The 19447-nt window shown below is 60.4% G+C and carries 21 protein-coding genes and 1 riboswitch; all 21 genes read right to left on the bottom strand.

The genetic code is table 11. The features are described 5' to 3' along the window. Nucleotides 1–4: 4 nt before the first annotated feature. The 21 genes from TPH_RS02840 to TPH_RS02745 all read right to left on the bottom strand — a co-directional run bounded on the left by TPH_RS02840 (nucleotide 5) and on the right by TPH_RS02745 (nucleotide 19417). Nucleotides 5–1555 (bottom strand): DUF2284 domain-containing protein, encoded by a 1551-nt coding sequence (locus tag TPH_RS02840; protein ID WP_015049717.1) that lies wholly within the window; start codon nucleotides 1553–1555, stop codon nucleotides 5–7. After that, nucleotides 1552–2637 (bottom strand): nicotinate-nucleotide--dimethylbenzimidazole phosphoribosyltransferase, encoded by a 1086-nt coding sequence (gene cobT, locus TPH_RS02835; RefSeq protein WP_037999108.1) that lies wholly within the window; start codon nucleotides 2635–2637, stop codon nucleotides 1552–1554. The genes TPH_RS02840 and cobT overlap by 4 nt, the downstream gene beginning before the upstream one ends. Beyond that, nucleotides 2628–2756: a hypothetical protein gene (locus TPH_RS16170; RefSeq protein ID WP_269077478.1), complete on the bottom strand. Its 129-nt coding sequence runs from the start codon at nucleotides 2754–2756 to the stop codon at nucleotides 2628–2630. The genes cobT and TPH_RS16170 overlap by 10 nt, the downstream gene beginning before the upstream one ends. Before the next feature lie 12 nt (nucleotides 2757–2768). After that, a complete protein-coding gene (locus TPH_RS02830) occupies nucleotides 2769–4142 on the bottom strand; it encodes a purine-cytosine permease family protein (protein ID WP_015049715.1) in 1374 nt (457 codons plus the stop codon). Nucleotides 4143–4245: 103 nt separating this feature from the next. Beyond that, nucleotides 4246–4428, bottom strand: a riboswitch (cobalamin riboswitch). Between the two features lie 372 nt (nucleotides 4429–4800). Beyond that, nucleotides 4801–5310, bottom strand: a complete 510-nt coding sequence (locus tag TPH_RS02825) for a ribonuclease toxin HepT-like protein (protein WP_015049714.1) — start codon at nucleotides 5308–5310, stop codon at nucleotides 4801–4803. Then, nucleotides 5307–5678 carry a nucleotidyltransferase family protein gene (locus TPH_RS02820; RefSeq protein WP_049886066.1) on the bottom strand — a complete coding sequence of 124 codons (372 nt, stop codon included), beginning with the start codon at nucleotides 5676–5678 and terminating at the stop codon, nucleotides 5307–5309. Before TPH_RS02820 ends, TPH_RS02825 begins: the two co-directional genes overlap by 4 nt. A gap of 195 nt (nucleotides 5679–5873) precedes the next feature. Continuing rightward, complete coding sequence (locus TPH_RS02815) at nucleotides 5874–6515, bottom strand: DUF1614 domain-containing protein (protein WP_015049712.1); 642 nt, start codon at nucleotides 6513–6515, stop codon at nucleotides 5874–5876. A 187-nt stretch (nucleotides 6516–6702) separates the two neighbouring features. Beyond that, nucleotides 6703–6900, bottom strand: coding sequence for a hypothetical protein (locus TPH_RS02810; RefSeq protein ID WP_037999109.1), 198 nt, complete (start codon nucleotides 6898–6900; stop codon nucleotides 6703–6705). A gap of 19 nt (nucleotides 6901–6919) precedes the next feature. Further along, the gene (locus TPH_RS02805; protein WP_049886065.1) at nucleotides 6920–7783 is read right to left on the bottom strand and encodes a ComF family protein; all 864 of its coding nucleotides are present in this window, start codon (nucleotides 7781–7783) and stop codon (nucleotides 6920–6922) included. Beyond that, nucleotides 7784–9859, bottom strand: a complete 2076-nt coding sequence (locus tag TPH_RS02800) for a DNA/RNA helicase (protein ID WP_015049710.1) — start codon at nucleotides 9857–9859, stop codon at nucleotides 7784–7786. 348 nt (nucleotides 9860–10207) lie between these two features. Further along, on the bottom strand, nucleotides 10208–10567 hold the full coding sequence (locus TPH_RS02795) for a DUF192 domain-containing protein (RefSeq protein ID WP_028991126.1): 360 nt from the start codon (nucleotides 10565–10567) through the stop codon (nucleotides 10208–10210). A gap of 153 nt (nucleotides 10568–10720) precedes the next feature. Further along, nucleotides 10721–11635, bottom strand: coding sequence for a type II secretion system F family protein (locus tag TPH_RS02790; protein ID WP_015049708.1), 915 nt, complete (start codon nucleotides 11633–11635; stop codon nucleotides 10721–10723). Nucleotides 11636–11652: 17 nt separating this feature from the next. Then, nucleotides 11653–12612 carry a type II secretion system F family protein gene (locus tag TPH_RS02785; protein WP_015049707.1) on the bottom strand — a complete coding sequence of 320 codons (960 nt, stop codon included), beginning with the start codon at nucleotides 12610–12612 and terminating at the stop codon, nucleotides 11653–11655. A gap of 3 nt (nucleotides 12613–12615) precedes the next feature. Next, on the bottom strand, nucleotides 12616–13989 hold the full coding sequence (locus TPH_RS02780; RefSeq protein ID WP_015049706.1) for a CpaF family protein: 1374 nt from the start codon (nucleotides 13987–13989) through the stop codon (nucleotides 12616–12618). Further along, entirely contained in the window at nucleotides 13986–15239 is a 1254-nt protein-coding gene (locus TPH_RS02775) for an AAA family ATPase (RefSeq protein ID WP_408033285.1), read from the bottom strand. Before TPH_RS02775 ends, TPH_RS02780 begins: the two co-directional genes overlap by 4 nt. A gap of 10 nt (nucleotides 15240–15249) precedes the next feature. After that, nucleotides 15250–15993: a Flp pilus assembly protein CpaB gene (gene cpaB / locus TPH_RS02770; protein WP_049886064.1), complete on the bottom strand. Its 744-nt coding sequence runs from the start codon at nucleotides 15991–15993 to the stop codon at nucleotides 15250–15252. A gap of 35 nt (nucleotides 15994–16028) precedes the next feature. Then, nucleotides 16029–17060, bottom strand: coding sequence for a pilus assembly protein TadG-related protein (locus TPH_RS02765; RefSeq protein WP_015049703.1), 1032 nt, complete (start codon nucleotides 17058–17060; stop codon nucleotides 16029–16031). A 13-nt stretch (nucleotides 17061–17073) separates the two neighbouring features. After that, nucleotides 17074–17466, bottom strand: coding sequence for a TadE family protein (locus TPH_RS02760; RefSeq protein ID WP_015049702.1), 393 nt, complete (start codon nucleotides 17464–17466; stop codon nucleotides 17074–17076). Between the two features lie 205 nt (nucleotides 17467–17671). Next, nucleotides 17672–18202, bottom strand: a complete 531-nt coding sequence (locus TPH_RS02755; RefSeq protein ID WP_015049701.1) for an A24 family peptidase — start codon at nucleotides 18200–18202, stop codon at nucleotides 17672–17674. A gap of 382 nt (nucleotides 18203–18584) precedes the next feature. Then, the gene (locus TPH_RS02750; protein WP_015049700.1) at nucleotides 18585–18764 is read right to left on the bottom strand and encodes a Flp family type IVb pilin; all 180 of its coding nucleotides are present in this window, start codon (nucleotides 18762–18764) and stop codon (nucleotides 18585–18587) included. Nucleotides 18765–18925: 161 nt separating this feature from the next. Further along, nucleotides 18926–19417, bottom strand: a complete 492-nt coding sequence (locus TPH_RS02745; RefSeq protein WP_015049699.1) for a glycosyltransferase — start codon at nucleotides 19415–19417, stop codon at nucleotides 18926–18928. Between the last annotated feature and the right edge of the window lie 30 nt (nucleotides 19418–19447).

Raw genomic sequence — 19447 nt, 5'->3', positions numbered from 1 at the left:
CTCTTCACTCCAGCAGCAGCAAGGCGAAGTATTTGACGTAATCCCGCCGGTCCTGCAGGGTTCTGAGGGAAAGGCCGGCCCTCCTCACCGTCTCATAGACATCGATCCCGCACCCCTCCATGGAAGGTCTGGCCTCCCCGGGGTGCCGGCAGGGGCCGGACTCCGGGCAGGAGGGGCAGAAGGCGCAGGGCCCCGCCCAGAACGCCAGGGCCTTATAGTACCCCGTCCGAAAAGCCTCCCTCTCCGCGGCCAGGACCCTCCGCTGAAAGTCCCGCGCCGGGGGCTCCCCTTCCAGCAGCAGGGCTGTCGAAAAATCCCTCAGAGCGGCCCGGGTTTTCTCCGGCGGCGGGGTGTGGGGAGGGCAGTGCGGCCTGCCGTAGTTTTCGCAGCCGTAGCGGCAGCGCAGGTCCACCCAGTCGGGAACATGCACCTCCGCCGCGGGGATGGAGCGAACCTCCCGGAACCCCAGGGACCTGATGCGGGAGATCAGGCGCTGCTCCGGCGCCAGCCGCAACCTCCCCAGGGCCCCGGCATCCCGGGCGGCGATCACCAGGGCGGTATCGGTCCGCAGGGGCACGGGCTCAGTGCAGCAAAGCCCCCGGGCCTCCAGCTCTTCCCGCACCCAACCGGCGGACAAAACCCTGCCGTTGTAGGTGTTGATCAACATATTCAAATCCAGCAGCGCCGCCTTTTCCGGCCGGTGCTCCGGAAAGAAATCGTGCACGAGCAGGTAGCCTCCGGCACCCAGGCACCCCGCCGCCCGGGAAAGCAGCAGGGCGATCTCCCGCTCCGAATAGGCGTGGACGATGTTGGACAGGATCACCAGCTCGAAGGGCCCCTCCGGAAGCGCATCAGGCTCCAGGATGTTCGCCGGGTGGCAGGTGAACCGGCCCCCCAGCCCCCTTTCCTCCAGCATCCCTTTAGCGAATTCCAGCACCTCGGGGAGGTCCACCAGGGTGGCCGTAAGCCCCGGGAAACATTGAAGGAAGCCGGCAGCCACCGCTCCGGAGCCCGCTCCCACGTCCAGGATCCTGCCGGTGCCGAAGACCCCTTCAAAAACCGGCAGAATTTCCCGCACCTTGGTTCCGGCCACGTCGTCCATCGCCCGGATGTACATCTCCACCCGCCGCCGCATGTTTTCCCCGGATTCCTCCGGCGGGGGGTAGGCCACCCTCCCCCCCGCCTCCAGGCATTCCCGCAGGCCGCGCCAGGATTCCCTCAAGTATTTCCTCCAGAGGATGGAGTTCCCCTGGTAGTGCTCCCTTCCCCCGACCAGGTAGGTGTCCGAAAGCCGGGTATTGAAGAACACGTCTCCGTTCCGGCCGAGCAAGCCCAGGGTGCAGAGGGCGTTCAGGAAGCGCTCCGTCCCCGCCGGGTCGAAACCGAGGGCTGCAGCGATTTCGGCCGCCCTCATGCCTCCTCCGGCAAGGAGGGTAAACAGCCCGGCCTCCACCGCGGTGAAAAGGACCTCCGAAAACCAGTAGCCGGTAGCCAGATCCTCGAGGTACTGCGGGGAAAGATCCTGCGGGTCGTGTTTCAGAAAACCGTTCTTCATACCGCATACTCCCTGGACTTGTTCCGGGCAACCCCGGCCTCCTCAAAGGTAAGCATCTCGCGGATCACCCGCGCCGCCCCCTCCACAATGCACATGGCCAGGGCGGCTCCGGTGCCCTCCCCCAGCCGCATGTTGAGATCGAGCAGTGGCTGCAGGCCGAGTTCCTCCAGCATATACCGGTGGCCGTACTCCATGGACCGGTGGGCGGCGATCATGTAATCAACACACTGGGGAGCGATGTGTTTCGCCAGGAGGGCACCGGCGGTGGATATAAAGCCGTCCACAACCACGGGCACCCTGTAGTAAGCCGCACCGAGAATCAGCCCGGCAATCCCCCCGATCTCGAACCCTCCCACCTTGGCCAGGACGTCTACCGGGTCCTGTGGGTCCGGCCTGTTTACGGCAAGGGCCCTTTCGATCACCCGGACCTTCCTGTCCAGGGTTTCATCATCGATCCCGGTGCCCCTGCCGGTCACCTGCCGGACCGGCAGGCCTGAAAGGGCCGCCAGGACGGCGCTGCTGGGTGTGGTGTTGCCGATCCCCATATCTCCCGTTCCCAGCAGCTCGGCGCCCTCCCGGACCAGATCCCCGGCGATGTCGATTCCGGCCTCCAGGGCCTGCACCGCCTGCTGCCTGGTCATGGCGGGGCCCCGGGTCATGTTGCGCGTTCCGAAGTCCACTTTGCGGGAAAGGATCTTCCCCTGCTCCACCAGCTCCTTTAAATCCCCGGCAACCCCCATATCCACGACCACCACCCTGGCGCCTGCTGCTCCGGCCAGGGCATTGATCCCGGCCCCTCCGGCCACGAAATTGTAAACCATCTGGAGGGTCACTTCCCGGGGGCAGGTGCTGACCCCCTCCTCTACAACACCGTGGTCGCCGGCCATGGTGACCACCACCTTCTTCCCCACCGAAGGCTTCAGGCTTTCCTTGATGGCAGCCAGTTGTTCGGCGATGTCCAGAAGCCGTCCCAGGCTTCCCACCGGGATGGCCAGGTTGTTCAGATGCTCCCGGGCCCTCCGGCGCCATTCGCCGTCGACGGGCCTGATCCCTTTAACCGCATCCTCCAGCTTCAATTCCACAGCCAACACCCCTTGTCCTGCAGGCTTCGTAAAAACTTTAAGTCACCCGGCATCCGGGGATCCCTGCCATTGCCCGGGGATACCGGATCCGCGGCCAGAGCGCCTTCCAACTGATTCACCGGGAATCCCTCCTACTCCATTCCGGCAGCCCCAACCGGGGCCCGTGCCGTTAAGGTTTCCTTTTTAACGGCATTCTTGGCCTTGATAATTATCAGGTAAAGAAGCGCCGTGACGGTCATGCTCAAGAAATAGCTGATGTCGGCCCCGCCCAGATAATTCCTGGCGATGGGGCCGGTGTACAGCACCGAACTCATAAAGGGTATGGAGATCACCACCCCGCAGATGAAGGAGACTATCCCCGGCCAGCCGCTGCCGTTCCGTTCGGCCTCAGGCTGCCGGTTGAAAAAGATGTCGCACAGCACAACCCCCAGCCAGGGAGCAATCCAGTAGGAGAGGAGCAGCAGAAAGTTCTTGTAGGTTTCGGCCAGGTGTCCCCCGCCGAAGGAGATGAGCAGAGCGCCGATACCGGCGGTGACCAGGGCGGCCACCCACCTCTTCATGGGAATCCCCATCGCCAGAGCGGCAAGCCCCCCGCTGTAGACGGCCATGGCGTTGATCGGCATGATGCTGAGGATCACCGCAATCAAGGCGGGAACCGTAAAGACACCCATCAGCCTGGCGAAGAAATCCATGGGGCCGGCATGCATCCCCAGTGTCGCCGTCAGGGCGCCGAGGATCTCCAGCCAGATACAGACTGTTACACAGCCCAGGTAGGTAGCCAACCAGGCCTTTACCCGAGGGGTGCTTTCCGGGAGATAACGGGAATAATCAGAGCCGATGGGGCAGTAGCTTATCTGGTAGGAAAAGGCGACGGCAACGGCGAGGATGAACATCCCCCAGTCAACCCCCCCTGCCGCGCTCTCAGCTCCGCTCAACAGATGGGGGAGGTTGCTGACGGAAATCACCGTCATGGCGAGGAACAGAGCCCCAATCACGATAGACATCCAGTGGGCAAAGGTATGGATGAAATTGTAACCGTAGACGGCGATCAGCATGGTGGCCACCGTCAGGATCAGCAGGGCAGGGTGGTAGCCGAGGGAGGGCACGATCTTCCGGAAGGCCATCACCGCCAGCACCAGGTTGACGGCAAGCCAGCCGATGTTGTTGACCAGGTTGAGAAAAGACAGTCCGACCACTCCCACCTTCCCGAAAGCTCTTCTGCTTCCGGGAATCAGCGGCCGCCCCAGCTGCGGGCCCACCGCGGAGGCCAGGGCGAGCAGAACACCACCCAGCAAATTGCCTATAATGATGGCCAGCACGGCGTATTTTAAAGAGAGCCCGAACTCAATTCCCAGGAAGCCTGTGAACCAGGTAACCACATTGAGGTTCGAGGCAAACCACAGGGTAAACAGCTGTCGGGCGCGCCCGTGCCGTTCTTGCTTCGGAATGGGCTCGATTCCAAAAGGCTCCACCTCCAGCACCTTTTCTTCGTAAACCTTTTCCATAGACCATCCCCTCCGTTAGATTTGCTAAAAAATAAAGTCCACGCCTCAACCTAAGCGTGGACTTTACCATCATCCATGCTTACGCCCACCCTTTTCCGCGAGGGCGGCATAAACCTTTCAGGCAGGTCTCCTGGCTCACAGCTCATTCTCCCCCGAACCTTCCCCGGCTGGTGGGCCAACCGAGTGGCTCCTTCGGGTTCGTCCCTGTTTACAGTGGCGGGACCGCTCAGGATTTACACCTGATTCCCTATTCTCCCTTGCGGGCACCTGAAAAGTAATCCTATTCATTTTTTACGACTATTATACTCACCACTGCGGCCCATGTAAAGAGCCCGCGCTCACTCGCCCGCTCACTCGAGCCCATACCACCTTGACAAAGATGGGGTTGGAGTAGAACCAGAGATCCTGCCAGGGATCTTCATTTTGGGGATCCTCTGCCGGGTTTATCTCGTCGGCCATACTGCTCGGGCGTAGACCACATCGTCGACCACTTCGTGGATGCCGTCGCTGGCTGTGGTGAACCCGCTCATGCAAAATAAAAGACCGCCACTGGAATAACAGTAGCGGTTCGTCAGAAAAGGCCGGTCAATCCCTCCAAAGAATATTGCGGAAACTCGATGCGTAAGAGCATCAAATCCCGAACATTCCTATGGATGAATTATTGAAATAGCAGTTTCTCCATTTTCTTTATAAAATCGTCCACATCCCTCTTGAAATAAGAAGAGGTTACCGGGAGTTCTGCCAACAACTCACGAATCCTTTCAGATGCCAGGTTGAAACCGTAAACATTTCTGAATACGTGACGAAATCCTCTCAACTTGTCAAGCTTTTCCGATGTTTCCCCGCTGAGCAACGGCGGGCGTATCCCGGGAACATCCAGAGTCATTTGCTCCAACAATTCCTTATGCCACTGTTCACCCGCTAATAATACGCCGTCAATCCTCCTGGCAACCGCCTTAAAGATGTTTTCAACGGCAACATAATAATCATGCAGAATAGAACCAATGATTCTGCAGGCGGCATTGTCCTCCAGGTAGAATCCCCCCAATGAATCAGTCTCGATCACCGGGAAAAGTTTATAACCAGCCAGCTCATCTTCTAAAAGGGAGATATTTTCCAATTCCCGTTTTATTTTAGCTTTAACAAGAAGAAATTCCTCTATAGTCATAATAAAATTCCCCTCTCGATAACCGCCTTCCGTAAGGACGGATGGGCATCTTCCTCGCAAACCAGGCTGATTTCGAACGGCGCTCCCGTTCTTTCCACCTCTACATACATCCTCCAAAAATCATGGCCCTGATAACCGGTAACAAGGAGGTCGATATCAGATCCCTCCGTGAAGCCGCCCCATGCCAGCGAGCCGTAAAGGTAAACCTTGCTTACTCCATATTTTTCTTTAAGAACTGCGGCAATTTCTCTTGCTTTCTTCCGGGCCTGTTCCTCAAGCTTCCGTATTCTCACAGCCCGTTCCCTTTGGAGAAACCGGTATTTATCCATAAATTCCGGCGAAAAATCCGGCCCTTTATCATCAGGCATGGCAACGCCTCCTCGACTCAGAGGTAATCCTTTCCCCTCGATGTCAAGTACAATCCGCTTCTCCCGCTCTTTCAGGAATTCAGACGGTTCTCCGGAGAGTACAAGGGTGGAGAGGGGGATCAGGTACAATTCGCTCACCATTATTTTACCATTATTTTAAAAACGGATCCCGTAACTTTCACAATCGCTCCATCATCAGCCGATAAAGGCAGCGATCACCCCGACCAGGAAAATCCCGTCGAAGATGCCTGCCCCGCCGATGCTTACTGCCTGCGCCCCGAGATTCTGAATCGCCCTCCAGTTCAAAAGGTCGGCACCGATGAGGGTGCCCATGGTCCCGGCGACGTAGGCAACAGGTGCCGCCTGCCCCGGCGGGGAGAAGAGAAGCGCCGCAGCTGCGGCCACCAGCGGGGGAATAAAGGCAGGCATAACGATACCCACCCCGGGGTGCGGCCTGGCCATGGCCTTAGCTACGATGGTGACGATAATCAGGGCAAACAGAGATGGTATCAGCGGTGCCCGGCCGCCCAACAGCAGATAGAGGGAGAGAAGGGCCGGGAGTCCCGCTCCCCCAACATTAAGGTAGATCACCCGCTCCTGCACAACCGGCGGGTAGTAAAAGAGAAAGAGCGAAAAAGGGAAGGCCCGCCGCTCCCGCACCAGCACCCGCCGGCGGGAAAGCGGTATGTTGACGGTGCTCCCGATTATCGAAGCGGTTAAAAAAAGAAAGGCACTCTCAGGAGACATTCCCAGGCGGGAAAAGGAAAAAGTGGCCACGTTTAAAAATAACAGCAGCAGCAAGAGCGGAAACAGCAACAACAACAGCAAAAAAGGCACGCCGAGATCCCTCCTCTTCTGGCTCTCTTATTATTGCGCCCGGCCCCTTATTTCTATACATATCCCGGAGATCCGCTTCGGATTACCATTGCGCTTGCTCTCCGAACTTCCGGCTTAAATTCCCGATAACGCCTCACAAACCCGCCTCTCGGGAAGAATCCCACCTGCCGTCCCGGTTCAACCCGACTTAATAGCCCTGCAGACGGTAGCCGGCCGGCTCCTGTGGCGGCATCCCTGCTGCAGAGTCACCTCTCTCGACATTCTGTCTCGATTCGGCTGCCGTTTGCTGCTCCTCCGCTAAGGGCAAGTAACGATCTCCGCTGCGCCGGCAAGGATAAACCATTTTTCCTCTGTTGGTGCCGCCGCCGGCGGCATGGTGGTCCACTCTGAAAAAACTCTTCCGGTCACTCACAGCTCCGGCAGTCTGCCGCCCCGGTATGGGCTTTACCCATTTGCTCCTCTGCCGGGGCGGGAGGCGGCCCCTTGCTCTGTATTTCAATACCCGTTGCCAGGGTGACCACGTAGACCGCCCCGGCTCCTGCTGCCAGCAAGGCGCCTGAGCATTCCGAGGCGGTCGCCCCGGTGGTATAAACGTCGTCCACCAGCAGAACGTTCCGGCCCGCAACCGCAGAGGAATCCTCCCCTGCCGCAAAGGCACCGCAAAGGTTGGCCTGCCGCTGCCCCCGGGAAAGGGTGGCCTGGCTCGGCGTCTCTCTGGTGCGGACGAGAGCCCTCTTAAAAACGGGAAGCCTCAAAATATCCCCGATCACCCCTGCCAGAAGCGCCGCCTGGTTGAAACCGCGCTCCCGTTCGCGCCTTTCAGGCAGGGGAACGGGAACCACCACACCGGCAGGCCGCAGGGGGAAGAACGCCGCCGCCAGAGCCGCCATCACCTCTCCGAAAGGTCCGGCCAGCTCCTTCCTCCCGAAAAACTTGAACTGATGCAGAGCCTCCCTTAGCTGCCCCTCGTAAGGGGCGACGGCGCGGGCCTTGATGTAAGGTGGCGGTTCCTCCACGCATTCCCGGCAGAGGCTCCCCTCCCTCAAACCGGGACAGAACCTCCCGCACTTCTCACAGACCACCATCCCGCGCCCGAGCTCCGCCAACATCTCCATGCAGGCCCGACAGAGGTGACCGGGAAACCCCGGACGCCCGCACAAGGGGCAGCCGGGATCCCGGGCAAAAACAAGGCCTGTCAGCATTTCGAGCGCCACTCTTCTCCAGTCCCTCATCGCCATCCCACCCTTCTCGCCGTGCCCCGCAGACATCTAAGGCACATCTTTGACGCTCCCCTTCACGCCGGAGGGAAACGCCTGGAGCTCCTTCAAGAGGATGCCGTAGTCATCTCTCAAGTAGCCCTTGCGCCGGGCCTCCTCATTGAAGGAGCGGATCTGCGCCCTGGCCTCCTCCATCGCCCTGCTGATCTCGCTGTCGACGAACCAGACCTCACCTGTGGGGTAATCGGGGCTGCGGCCGCAGCGACCGGCGATCTGCACAAGTGTCGGGGTGTCAAAGACCATCTCCTCCCCCGCATCCAGAACCACGACGTGAACCCGGGGCACGGTAACCCCCCGCTCCATGATGGTGGTAGTCACCAGGACGGGGAAATCCCCCGCCATAAACCTCTCCCTTTTTAGATCGCGGCGGCGGTCGCCGGCATGGCTCCACTGAAACGCCTCCGGACAAATCCCTTCCAAAGGAGGCTCCCCGGCTGCGGCCCGCAGGGCCTCGCCCACAACCCCCGTGAGGGCCACAGAAGGCACAAAAATAAACAGCCGCGCCCCGGGCAGCTTCAACAGGGAGGCGATCAAATCCAGCACTTCCCTGCGCAGCCGCTTCTTCCCCCCGGTATTCTGCAAAGGGTCGACAGTCAAAAAACGGGGCTCCGGGAGCGGGAACCCGTGAGGCCGGGCAGGTATTTTTATCATGGCAAAACTTCCCTTCCGGCCGCTCCCGAACATCCAGGGCGCCGGAGTGGCGGTTAAGAGAACCAGCCTGCCGCCGGGGCGGCGCGCCCTCTCTACGGCGAAGTGCAGCATTCGGCTGCCGGCATAGGGGAAAGCATCCCCTTCATCCAGGATCACCAGGTCAAACTTGCGGTAAAAGCGCAAAGCCTGGTGGGTGGTGGCCACAATCAGGGGAGCCTCCCTCCCCAGATTGCCGCTCCCCCCGTAAAGGGGAACGATCACCTTCTTTCCGAACACACGGGTGAGCCGGGGGGCGATCTCCAGCACCACATCGCGCCTGGGGGTGGCAAAGAGCACCTCCTCACCCCGGCTCAGGGCATCACCTAAAAGGGGGAAGGAAACCTCCGTCTTGCCGGCCCCACAGGCGGCCCAGACCAAAAATGTGCTGCCGGGAGCAGCCCGGGCGCCGAAATCCCGCAGCGCCTCAGCCGCGGCCTCCTGGGGCGGGGTCAGGCGGACCTCCAGGCGCAAGGGGTGCCTCGGCCTCACCGCGGAGGAAGGCGCTCCCCCTTTTGCTGCCTCCGCCCTGCAGTTGCTCTTTCCCCAAGGGGCGACTCCGAAGAACAGAGGAGTGCACAAAACCTCTCGCCCCCCGGCCTCCTCCCTCCCCCCATCCCTTTTCCCCAGACCGAAAAGTTTTTGGAGGCGGCCCCAAACGCCCGCCTTTTCCAATGCCTGGCGTTCGGCAGACCGCTGCGGCACTGCGGTGTAAAGGGGCTCACAGAGGCTCAACGGCCCCATCAGGCGGCACTCCGGGCAGGTGCAGCAGGCCTCACTCCTGCATGCCCGGCAGAAACCGGTATCCGGAATGCCCTCCCAACCGCAGCGCTGGCAGCGCACAAGGCTTCCCTTCAGAGGATAAAGGGCGGGCACCAGGGCAGCCGCTCCCCGGAGACAGAGAACCTGCAGGACGCGCTGCAGAGCCGCCGTTCCCCCCTCACCGGGGTACCCGGCAAGGCGGGCGATCTCCCGGAGGCTTAGAAGTCTGCCGGCGAGCAGGGAGGCCACCTCCCCCAACTCGTCCCGCCGGGGAAGGGGATGAACAGCAGGAGAAGGGCCTTCGAGAGCGGCCGGCCGGTTCTCTTCCCCCCAATCCCAGAAGGGGAAATCCATCCGTCCGGCCTCCCGGAGGCAGAGATCCCGCAGCTCCTCAAGCGGCACAGGTGCGGCCGAAGACAGGTCGGCCGCCCGGTATTGCCTCAAGATGCCGTGAAAAAGGCAGCCGGCGATGCCAACGGGAAGAAAGGGGGTGAGCGGCTCCAGGCAAGTTACCTCCCCCTGAGTGCGGAGGAAGGTAAAATCGAAGATGGGATCGGGGGAGAGAAAAACCAGCCCCCATCCCCTCCCCTCTGCCAGATACAGCGAAAACAGCCTCATGATTCCTTCCCTTCCTTAATCAGGGCTCGACCCACCAACCCCGGAAATCGGCCGCCTTTCGAGGATAAAGAGCAGGTTTTTTGCCGAAGGCCTGAAGGAGAACGAACATGGATGCGTTCCGGACACTTTTCCCTGCCCGCCCGGAGGCCTTGCAGCAGCAATGAAACTACGATTTACGTCCAAAGCAGCCGGTTGGCGCTCCTCCCACCGCCTTCCGGGCGGCCGCGACGGCCTACAGCTGATCAAGTTCCATTAAAAACAGAAAATTCCTGCCAATGACTACAGGAGATTCATGCCTTCGTCAAATCAGCTTTGCGAAGATGCGGGAGAAGAAGGGGTGCAGCAAATTCAATGAAAGGAGACGCGCAAAGAGAGCCGGTCTCCGATCCGGGTGCCGCTCAAGCGGGTCACGCCCGCGGGGAGCTCCAGCACAGAACTGGCCTCATAAATAACCGGGCTTAAACGGAAAGGGGGTAAGCCCTCAATGATGTGTACGACGACCATTTGGTCGTCCAGAAAGACGACATCGATCGGAAACAGCATAAAGCACGAATGCACGGCCCTGCAGGGTTTCAAAAGAAGCCCCTCCCCCACCCGGAATTCCCGCCTTCCCAGCAATCCCTTGAGCCGGTCGAAGAAGTTTACGGCGACCTGGACGTCCTCCGCCAGCACAACTTGTCGTGTGGTATTATAAATCTCCACGAACATTCCCCCTTGTTTCATTCACTCTCTTGTTAAAGACCCATCCCGTTAGAAGGCATCCAAAAGCAAAGGCGTTTGCAGCCGCCTCCTGCCGCTGCAGCCACAATTGCGTTATCCGCCTCCGGCAGGTATCGGCAGCCGCCGGAGCAGAGCCGCTTTTCACAGGTGTCTTAGGATCTGGATCAGAGCGGGACCGAGCAGCACCACGAAGAGGGCGGGGAAAATGAAAAAAATCAGAGGAAACAGCATTTTGACGGGGGCCTGCATCGCCAGTTCCTCAGCCCGCTGGCGCCTCCTGCGGCGCATCTCCGCGGACTGCAGCCGCAGAATATTGCTGATGCTGACCCCCAGATGCTCCGCCTGCACCAGCGAGTTGACAAAGCTCGTCAGATTCTCCTCTCCCGTTCGTTTGGCCAGGTTCTGCAGGGCCTCCCGCCGGGGCACCCCCAGTTTCATTTCCTGGAGGAGGCGCTTCAGCTCCTCAGAGAGCACCCCCCGGAATCTCTCGGTAACTTTAACGAGGGAGAGGTCAAAGCCCAGCCCGGCATCCACGCTCACGGTGAGAAGGTCGAGAGCGTCGGGGAGGGAGCGCGCTACAGCCCTGCGCCTTTCATTAATCTTGATCTCCAGGAAGAGCTCCGGCAGCAACGCCCCGACCACCATCCCGGCCAGGGAGAGAAGCAGCAGCGGTTTCCCGGCGCTGCCGTTGGCCGCAGCCCAGGCCGCTCCGGCACCTCCCAACAGTAAGGCCAGCAGAGCCTGAAGGAGGCGAAAGCCACCCGGCTCCAAACCCGCCGGATTTCCCGCCGCTTCTAGGCGCCGCCGAAACTGTTCCCGCTTCTCACCGCTCATGCGGCGGGTAAAGAAGCCCGACAGTCTGTGCCAGGCCGGCTTTCCGATTCTGGCCAGAAGAGGCTGCTTGAGTTCCTCGCGCAGCCTGGGGGCCTTCTCGCCCCCTTTGATCCGCTGCAAGCGCTCAGCCACCAGCAGGCGATCTTGAAAAAGCAGCCGCAAGATCCCCAAAAACAGCAGACAACAGCTCAAAAAGACCAATGCCAAGACCGGCACCAGCACGCGCCCATCCCCTCCTGCTAGACACGGATGTCCACAATCCGCCTGATGATCGCGATACCCAGAACCTCGCCTAAGGCCGCGCTACCCACCAGCAGGATTCCCAGGGGATCGCTAAAAAGAGTAGCGACGTAAACCGGGTTGATGACGAAGAGAAGCCCCAGCAAGACCAGGGGCAGCAGGCCGATGATCAGCCCCGACAGCCTCCCCTGGGCTGTGAGGGTTCTGATCTCCCCTTTGATGCGCACCCTTTCCCTGATGGTCTCCGCAATCTTGTCCAACACCTCGGAGAGGTTCCCCCCTACCTGGCGCTGGATCAGCAAGGCGGTAATCATTAGGTCGAGATCATCGCTCCCCACCCGCTTGGAGAGATTGTTCAAGGCCGCCTCTGCGGAGGTACCGAGCTGCATCTCCCGTAAGGCTCTTCCGTATTCTTCTGCCAGTGGGGGCGCTGTTTCCCCGGCTACCATCTCCATGGCCTGCAGGAAGCTGTGGCCGGCCCTAAGGGCGTTGGCCATAACCGTGAGGGAATCGGCAAGCTGGTCGCTCAGAAGGTGCAGGCGCTTCTGCCGCCGCCGCTCGGCGTAAATCCAGGGGAGCAGAGAGGAGACCAGCCCACCTGCAACTGCCAGCCGCAGGTTCGCACCTAAAAAGAAGAGGAGCAAAGGAACCCCTAATGCGAGGAGCACAACCAGGAAAAGAAACTCCTCCCCCCGCAGGGGGATGTCGGCCCGGGCGAGCTTTTCCTCCAGTCTTTCACCGATCTTCAGAGGAGCAAAAATTCTTCCTCCGCGGCGCAGCAACCGGCGGCCGAAAGCTCCGCCCTCCCGCCGCTCCGCCCCACTTACTGCCGGCCTTCTGCGGGAAGTACAGCGGGCCAGGCGCTCTGCAACGAGGGTGTAGTTCCCCGAAAGCAGGGCGCAGACTCCCAGGACAAAAAGGAAAGTCGCAGCAAAGGTCAGAACCAGAACGGTGTACATCCTTCACACCCCGCTCTTTAAGAAGATCTCGTCGGGAAGCACGATCCCGGCAGCCTGGAATTTCCACATAAACTTCGGCCTTATCCCCGTGCTCCGGAACCTCCCCAGAACCTGCCCCCGTCTCTCCAGACCTGTCTGCTCAAAGACGAAGAGATCCTGGAGGACGATGGTGTCCCCCTCCATTCCCTGGACCTCGGTGATGTGGGTGATCCTTCTGCTGCCGTCCCGCAGGCGGTTTTGATGGATGATCAGGTCGAGGGCAGAGGCGATCTGTTCCCTGATCGCCCGCACCGGAAGTTCCATTCCGGCCATCATGACCATCGTTTCCAGCCGGGCCAGCATGTCCCGGGGGGAATTAGCATGGCCAGTGGTCAGAGAGCCGTCATGCCCGGTATTCATCGCCTGGAGCATGTCCAGAGCCTCACCGCTGCGCACCTCTCCGACGATGATCCGGTCCGGCCGCATCCTCAAGGCATTGCGCACCAGGTCCCTGATGGTGACGGCCCCCTTGCCCTCAATATTGGGGGGGCGTGTTTCCAGGCGCACCCAGTGCTCCTGCCGCAGCTGCAGCTCTGCAGCATCTTCAATGGTAACGATCCGCTCCCCATCCGGAATGAAGGAGGAGAGCACGTTCAGGGTTGTGGTCTTCCCCGATCCGGTTCCACCGGAGACGACGATATTGAGGCGCGCCTTCACACAGGCCTCGATAAACTTCGCCATCTCCCCGCTCAACGTCCCGAAGCGGATGAGGTCGGCGATCTGATAGGGGTCTTTGCTGAACTTCCTGATTGTCAAGGTGGGGCCGTTGAGAGCAAGGGGCGGAATGATGGCGTTCACCCGTGAACCGTCGGGGAGACGGGCATCAACCATCGGGGAAGACTCATCGATCCTGCGGCCGAGCGGTGCCACCATCTTTTCGATCACCCGCAGCACGTGGTCGTCATCCCGGAAGCGCACACCGGTATACTCCAGCACTCCATTTCGTTCCACGTACACCTGCGAAGGGCCGTTAACCATCACTTCAGAAATGGTCGGGTCACGCAAGAGAGGACTGATCGGCCCAAAGTCGAAAACCTCGTCCAGCAGCTCCTGGAAAAGGCGCTGCTGATCACCGCGCGTCAGGAGGAGCCCCTTCTCCGACAGGTAACCTTCGACGATCTCCCGGATTCTGGGCTCAGCCTGACGGCGCTCTTCCGTTCCCCCTGCATCGAACTTGCGAAGTTGCTTCAGCTCCTCCACGACCCTCTGATGCAGGGCAAACTTTAAATCCCAGAGGTTATCCTGCCGCGGCCCACCGGCTGCGGCCGCTTCTTGTAGAGGTCCCGGCCGTTCCGGCCTTTCTTCCTGCAATCTCTTCAAAAGCGACAAAGCAATCACCCATCCTGTAAGGCGCTCAGAGGATTAAATGACCGCAAAAGCCCTTTTTTCTTCTTCTCCTGCTGCACCTGCGAATTAGTCCGTGCCAGTTCCCCGGCAAGCTGCCGCAGGCTTTCCGCAACCCGGCTCTTAGGGTGGCTGAGGACGAAGGGCCTTCCCACATTAACCGCCTCCACAACGACGCGTCCGTCGCTGGGAATCTGAGCCGCCAGGGAAATCCCCAGGCTCTTCTCCACATCCCCCGGCCCGATCCCCAACTCCATATTCGACCTGTTGAGAATTGCCCTGACTTTATCCTTATGGTGCAGGGAGTCAAGAACCTCCAAGCCGAGCTTGATGTTTTTGAGGGTAGGCAGATCGAGGGAAAGAACCAGCAGAATCTGGTGGGCATAGTCTAGGGCGACCATACCGGCATCTGTGAAGCTCCCCGGGGTGTCCACCAGAATATAGTCGTAGCGGTTGGAGAGGAGTTTAATCACCTTTTCCACCAGAGGCGGGCTCACCATTTCAGCATACTCGGGGCGCGGCGGAGCGGCCAGGACGCGCAACCCTGAAGAATGGCGTGCCAGAGTCGCCTCCAGGAGCTCCTCATCCAGCTGGTTAAAGTCAGCAGCCAAATCGGCGATCGAGCGACGGGGCGTGAGATCGAGCAGCACTGCCACGTCCCCGAACTGCAGGTCGAGGTCGATCAGGGCCACCGAAAACCCGAACAGATGAGACAGGCAGACCCCCAGGTTCACCGCCAGAGTCGTCTTGCCCACCCCTCCTTTGGTGCTGAAAACGGTGATCACCTGCCCCCGCGGTTGGCCGAAGCTCCCGGCGTGGAGATTCTGCACCCTATCCAGCCGCCTCTGATCCAGTTCGTAGACGCGGTAGATGGCGGCGGTCAGCTCATCACTGGTAAAGGGCTTGACGACGTAGTCCCTGGCTCCGGCAATCATGGCCTGGCGCAGGTATTCCTGCTCCCCCTGAACGGACATGATAATAACGGAACTGCCCGGAACGCGGCAGGAAATCGCCTCGGTGGCGGCAATACCGTCCATCACCGGCATGTTGATGTCCATCAGAACGACATCCGGCCGCAGTTTTTCCGCCTTGTTGACGGCCTCCTCCCCGTCCCGGGCCTCCCCCACCACCTCGACGCCCGGCTCGAAGTGCAGCAGGCACCGGATATTCTCACAGGTTTCCGGCACGTCATCGACGATGAGAACCCGGATCCTTTTCCTCTTCGCCTCTTCCAAAGCTCTCACTCCCCGCCAATCATCGGGAACCCCCGGCACCGACCGCTGCTGCGGCTGCGCCGGCAGCCAGCAGATCCTTGATCTCGCAAGGTGGAACAGCCGTTTTTTCATGGTCCACCGGGTTGCGCAGGGCCAGCCTGATCACGCCTTCCTCACCGGCGAGCACCAGCAGCCGCGCCTCGGCCAGGGTCACGGCCAGGGTTACCGTTTTCACTTCACTCTGCTTCCCATCTCGCTCGGGTTCTATTTCCTTCCCGACGGCCAGGACCTCCACATTCTGAAGGGCCACTACGGTCACCCGGCCCTCCTTCCCGGGTACCTCCACCGTCCCTAAAACGTCTACGTGGTCTCCCGGCCGCAGCTGCCAGCCGACCGCAACCACCTCATCCACCGGCACCGTCACCGCCCTCTTGCCGGGCGGAATGCGGTAAGGCAGTCCCGACTTAGCATCCCCCTGCGCCACCAGCCGGTCGCTCAGCACCTGCTCCCCGGCCACCAAGGGCTCCAGCGCCACTTTACCGATCACATCATCGAGTTTACGCAGGGAATGGGGGTGGACGGCGGAGGCGGGCAGTTTCACCTGCTCCACCATCTCCCTCTCTATCGGGGTCCTGGCCTGGATGGCCGTCCTGGCAACAACAACGGAAGCATATTCCTCATCAGCAGCCACTCCCTCCACTGCCTGCTGCAGGTAGAGATAGCATGCCCCAGTAGCTATAGCGGCAAGAACCACGGCCAGGGCGATCATCATCCTGGGACGCACCTTTTTACTCACCTCGTTCAAATGATCTTAAAAAACTAACGAACCAGCCTAACGCCGTAAAGCCCGTAGTCCTGCTCCTCCTGTCCTTCTTCTGCTAACTCCCCGGAGGCGACGGTCCTGATAAAACGTCCAACAACATAGTTATCCTTGCCCTGGCCGCCTACCCCTTCCAGGAAGAAGGCCGCAAATCCGCGGATCTCCACCTCTTTAGGGTGGTTCCCATCCCATTCCACCACCCGGACAACGGGTACGATCACCACCCGCGGGCAACCCCTCTGGGCGTTCTCGAAGGTGCAGCCTTCCCTGCACCGCCCGATGCGGTAGTTGACCGCTTCTGTCGTGGGGCCCGACATGTTTCCCGCCTCGGTGAGTACCCTGTCACCAACGCGGAGCAGACCCGGGTAGCCGTTCTTCACCTGTTCCCTATAGTCGTCGGCCCCACCCCCGGGGCTGTTATCGAGATCAAGGGCTCCGTACCAGCCGTGCTTTTTTCCGTCATCCCCATCCTGGGCGGGACCGTTCCCCGCTCCCTCTTTTAAAACGTATTCCCGGCCGAATTCCAGCTCCTGCTCTTCGATGCTGAAGGGCACCACCCCCGAGGCCCCGGTCAGGGGTGCCACCACAGCAGTGGCCGCAGCCTCCACATCCTGACCGGTGAACCCCAGAACCCGGGCAAAAAGAAACTGCACCTGGCGATGCGGCCGCACCGTGAGCGAGCGCCGATCCGCCGCCACCTCCACAACCAGTTCCTCCGGGGAAATACCGTTGGCAGCGGCATATTCCTCCGCCACCTCCCGCGCCCGTTCGGGGTCCCCAGGGAGTTCCTGCACACCGGCCAAAGCGGCGGCATCGGCGGTGTTGATCAGGCGCGTCCTGGTGGAGTAGACCAATCCGATGTCCGTAACCAGGGAGGCGCAGCCCAGGATGACCACCAGGGCTAAGGCCACCAGCACCAGGGCGGTACCCCTTTCTCCGGAGAGAATTTTGATTATGTTAAGGTTTCCCCGCCCTGTGGCTCCCCTGCCCCTTCTCCGGTGGCCGGCTGCCGGCGGTCCATCAACCGTCAATCATAAGCACCCCCTATTCCACGCGCATCGTCACCGCCGCCGCCAGAGGGTAGGGATTGGGGAGAAACTCCGCCAAGATGGGAGTGACGATGGGAACGCTATAGCGCACCTCCACCCGGAGGCCATCCCCCCGCAGCCGCTCATCTTCAGGGGGGTCGATCTCCAGCTGCAGGCGTGCAGGATCGAGCCCTGCGGCAACCCGTTCCACCGTCATCCGGATCTCCTCGTCCGTCCCTCCTACCGCTCCCAGGCGTGCCCCCTCGCGCGCCGCCTGGTTTAACACCAGGTTGTCGTGGAAAATGATACCGAACTCGATGATCCCGAAGAGCAGAAGCAGCAGGATGGGGAGGACGAGGGCAAATTCCAGCACAGCCTGCCCGCAGTCGCGCTTGATAATCATTAACATTCCTCAACCCCCTACCTCGGCAAAAACCAACAGGGTTGGTTACCAATACAACAATCCCTGCGCTTACCGGTCCCTACTCGACAGCCCCGAGAGACCTAGGGATGATGCCCGCCAAGGGAACGCCCGGACCTTTCCCGGACCTTTAAAGACCCGCTCGCCGCCTGCTCCGGCGGAGCACCTCCACCTGTCGGGCCGGAGGGAGCGGCTATTGAAGAAAAATGCAGTAAAAATAGGCCAAGGCTGCTCCCAGAAAAATCGCCGCTCCCAAAGGGAAAAGGGAGCTATAGGGGGTGCGTTCCAGGAGCAGCAAGGCCGCCTTCCCGCCAACGCTCCTGCCTCCCAGACCGATTGCCAATGCCCAGAGGAGCCGCTTCATGGTCGCCCACAATCGGCGCTGCCCGATGAGAATGAATACGGCGATCACCCCTCCCGCCAGGGCGGTTCCCAGAGCCGTAAAAATGACAAAAAGGGGGCCCTTCAAGGCCCCTACCGCAGCCAGCAGCTTGACATCCCCCGCCCCCAGGCCGCCCAGGGCAAAGGGAAGGAAGAAGAGCAGAAGCCCCAAACCACAGCCCGCCAGGCCGGATTTTAGGCCCGGCAGGCCGTGCTGGGCGGTCTGAAGGAGAATTCCGGCGGCAGCGGCAGGGAGAACAACCTTGTTGTAGATCCTGCGCTCCCGGAGATCCGTCCAGAGGCAGATAATGAGAGTCAGCAGAAGTACCACATCGGCGCACACGGCGATCCCCTGACCTTATGGATGTCGGAAGCCGGAGGCCTGCGGGGCTTTGCAGGCCGGCTCCCGTCGCTTAAAGATTCCGTCCCGGACAACGCCGGTTAGGCCGGCGGCAGCCGGCAATCGGCCGCCGGTAGCGCCGGGACCCGCTGGGCCAGTTTCTTCTCTTCCAGTCCAACGACCAACCACTGCCGACCAACACCTCGATCACCAGATGCTGTTCTCCAACGATGCCGCCGGGGACGGCACGGGTATCTCCCCTGTGAAACAGAAACCCTACAGCTGTAGGGCGAAGAAAAAGGAGTTCTTAACATCGTGATTATTAATTAACATGATATTGCTTAATTCATCATTAATAAAGCACAAGATTGGTTCCTGGGCCTTCTCACTGGTTATTAGCATCCTGAAGTTTATCCACAACTTTTTGGAATGTGTCGCCTATTTGCCCTCCCATCGTCCCTAAGATCGCAATCACCGCCACCGCGATCAACGCCAGAATCAAACCGTACTCCGCCATACCCTGTCCCTCTTGATCCCAAACCAGACGCCGAAGGATCTCTTTCATTCTTTCCACCCCCTGTGAATTATCGGTATTCCACCACCCCTCACGGGATGGACAGCGCTTTGGCCGGGTCTCTACCTAGTCCTAGAAGAATATTAACACTATTCAGTCAACCGCAAAATCGCCCTCAAGTCACGATTTTTTTAGGTATTACTCCCCGCCGCTTACCGGACGGAGGTCCCGGGGATCACACCACAGGGGTGGTAAACGCCGCATTCGGGAAGCCTTCCCCCGGCGGCCAGGCACCTGACGACGGCAACAGCCGCCTTAAGCTCAACCTTTCCGGTAAGGCGCATATAATAGGCAGTGCCTCCCCGGCAGGCAGAAAGGCCGGCTTGCAGGGGGTCCTCCCCCGCACCAGCCGCGATCAGGGTGAAGCTGTGTTTTCGCAGCAGGCGGCGGAGGATCTCAAGGGTCTCGTCGCGCGATGATTCATCAACGACCACAAGTTCCCAAGCGTAAGGGGAAGTCCGGAAAAAGGAAAGGAGCCCTTTGACCAGCCCCTCGATAATAGGGGCCTGATCGCGGACGACCAGAAGAACGCTGACATCTGGTTTGGTGGAAAAGCGAAACCAGGGGGAATAACAGCAGGCTACAAAAAGCAGGCTGAAGAGAACAAAAGCGCAAAGACCGACACCCACAAGCACCCAGGTCACTTTTACCCCCTCCCCCTCCCAGTATATGCG

Origin of the sequence: Thermacetogenium phaeum DSM 12270, from assembly GCF_000305935.1 — a bacterium.
GTDB lineage: Bacteria > Bacillota > DSM-12270 > Thermacetogeniales > Thermacetogeniaceae > Thermacetogenium > Thermacetogenium phaeum.
The sequence above is the reverse complement of the archived record's forward strand: the minus strand, read 5'-3'. Positions and strand labels throughout refer to the sequence as shown.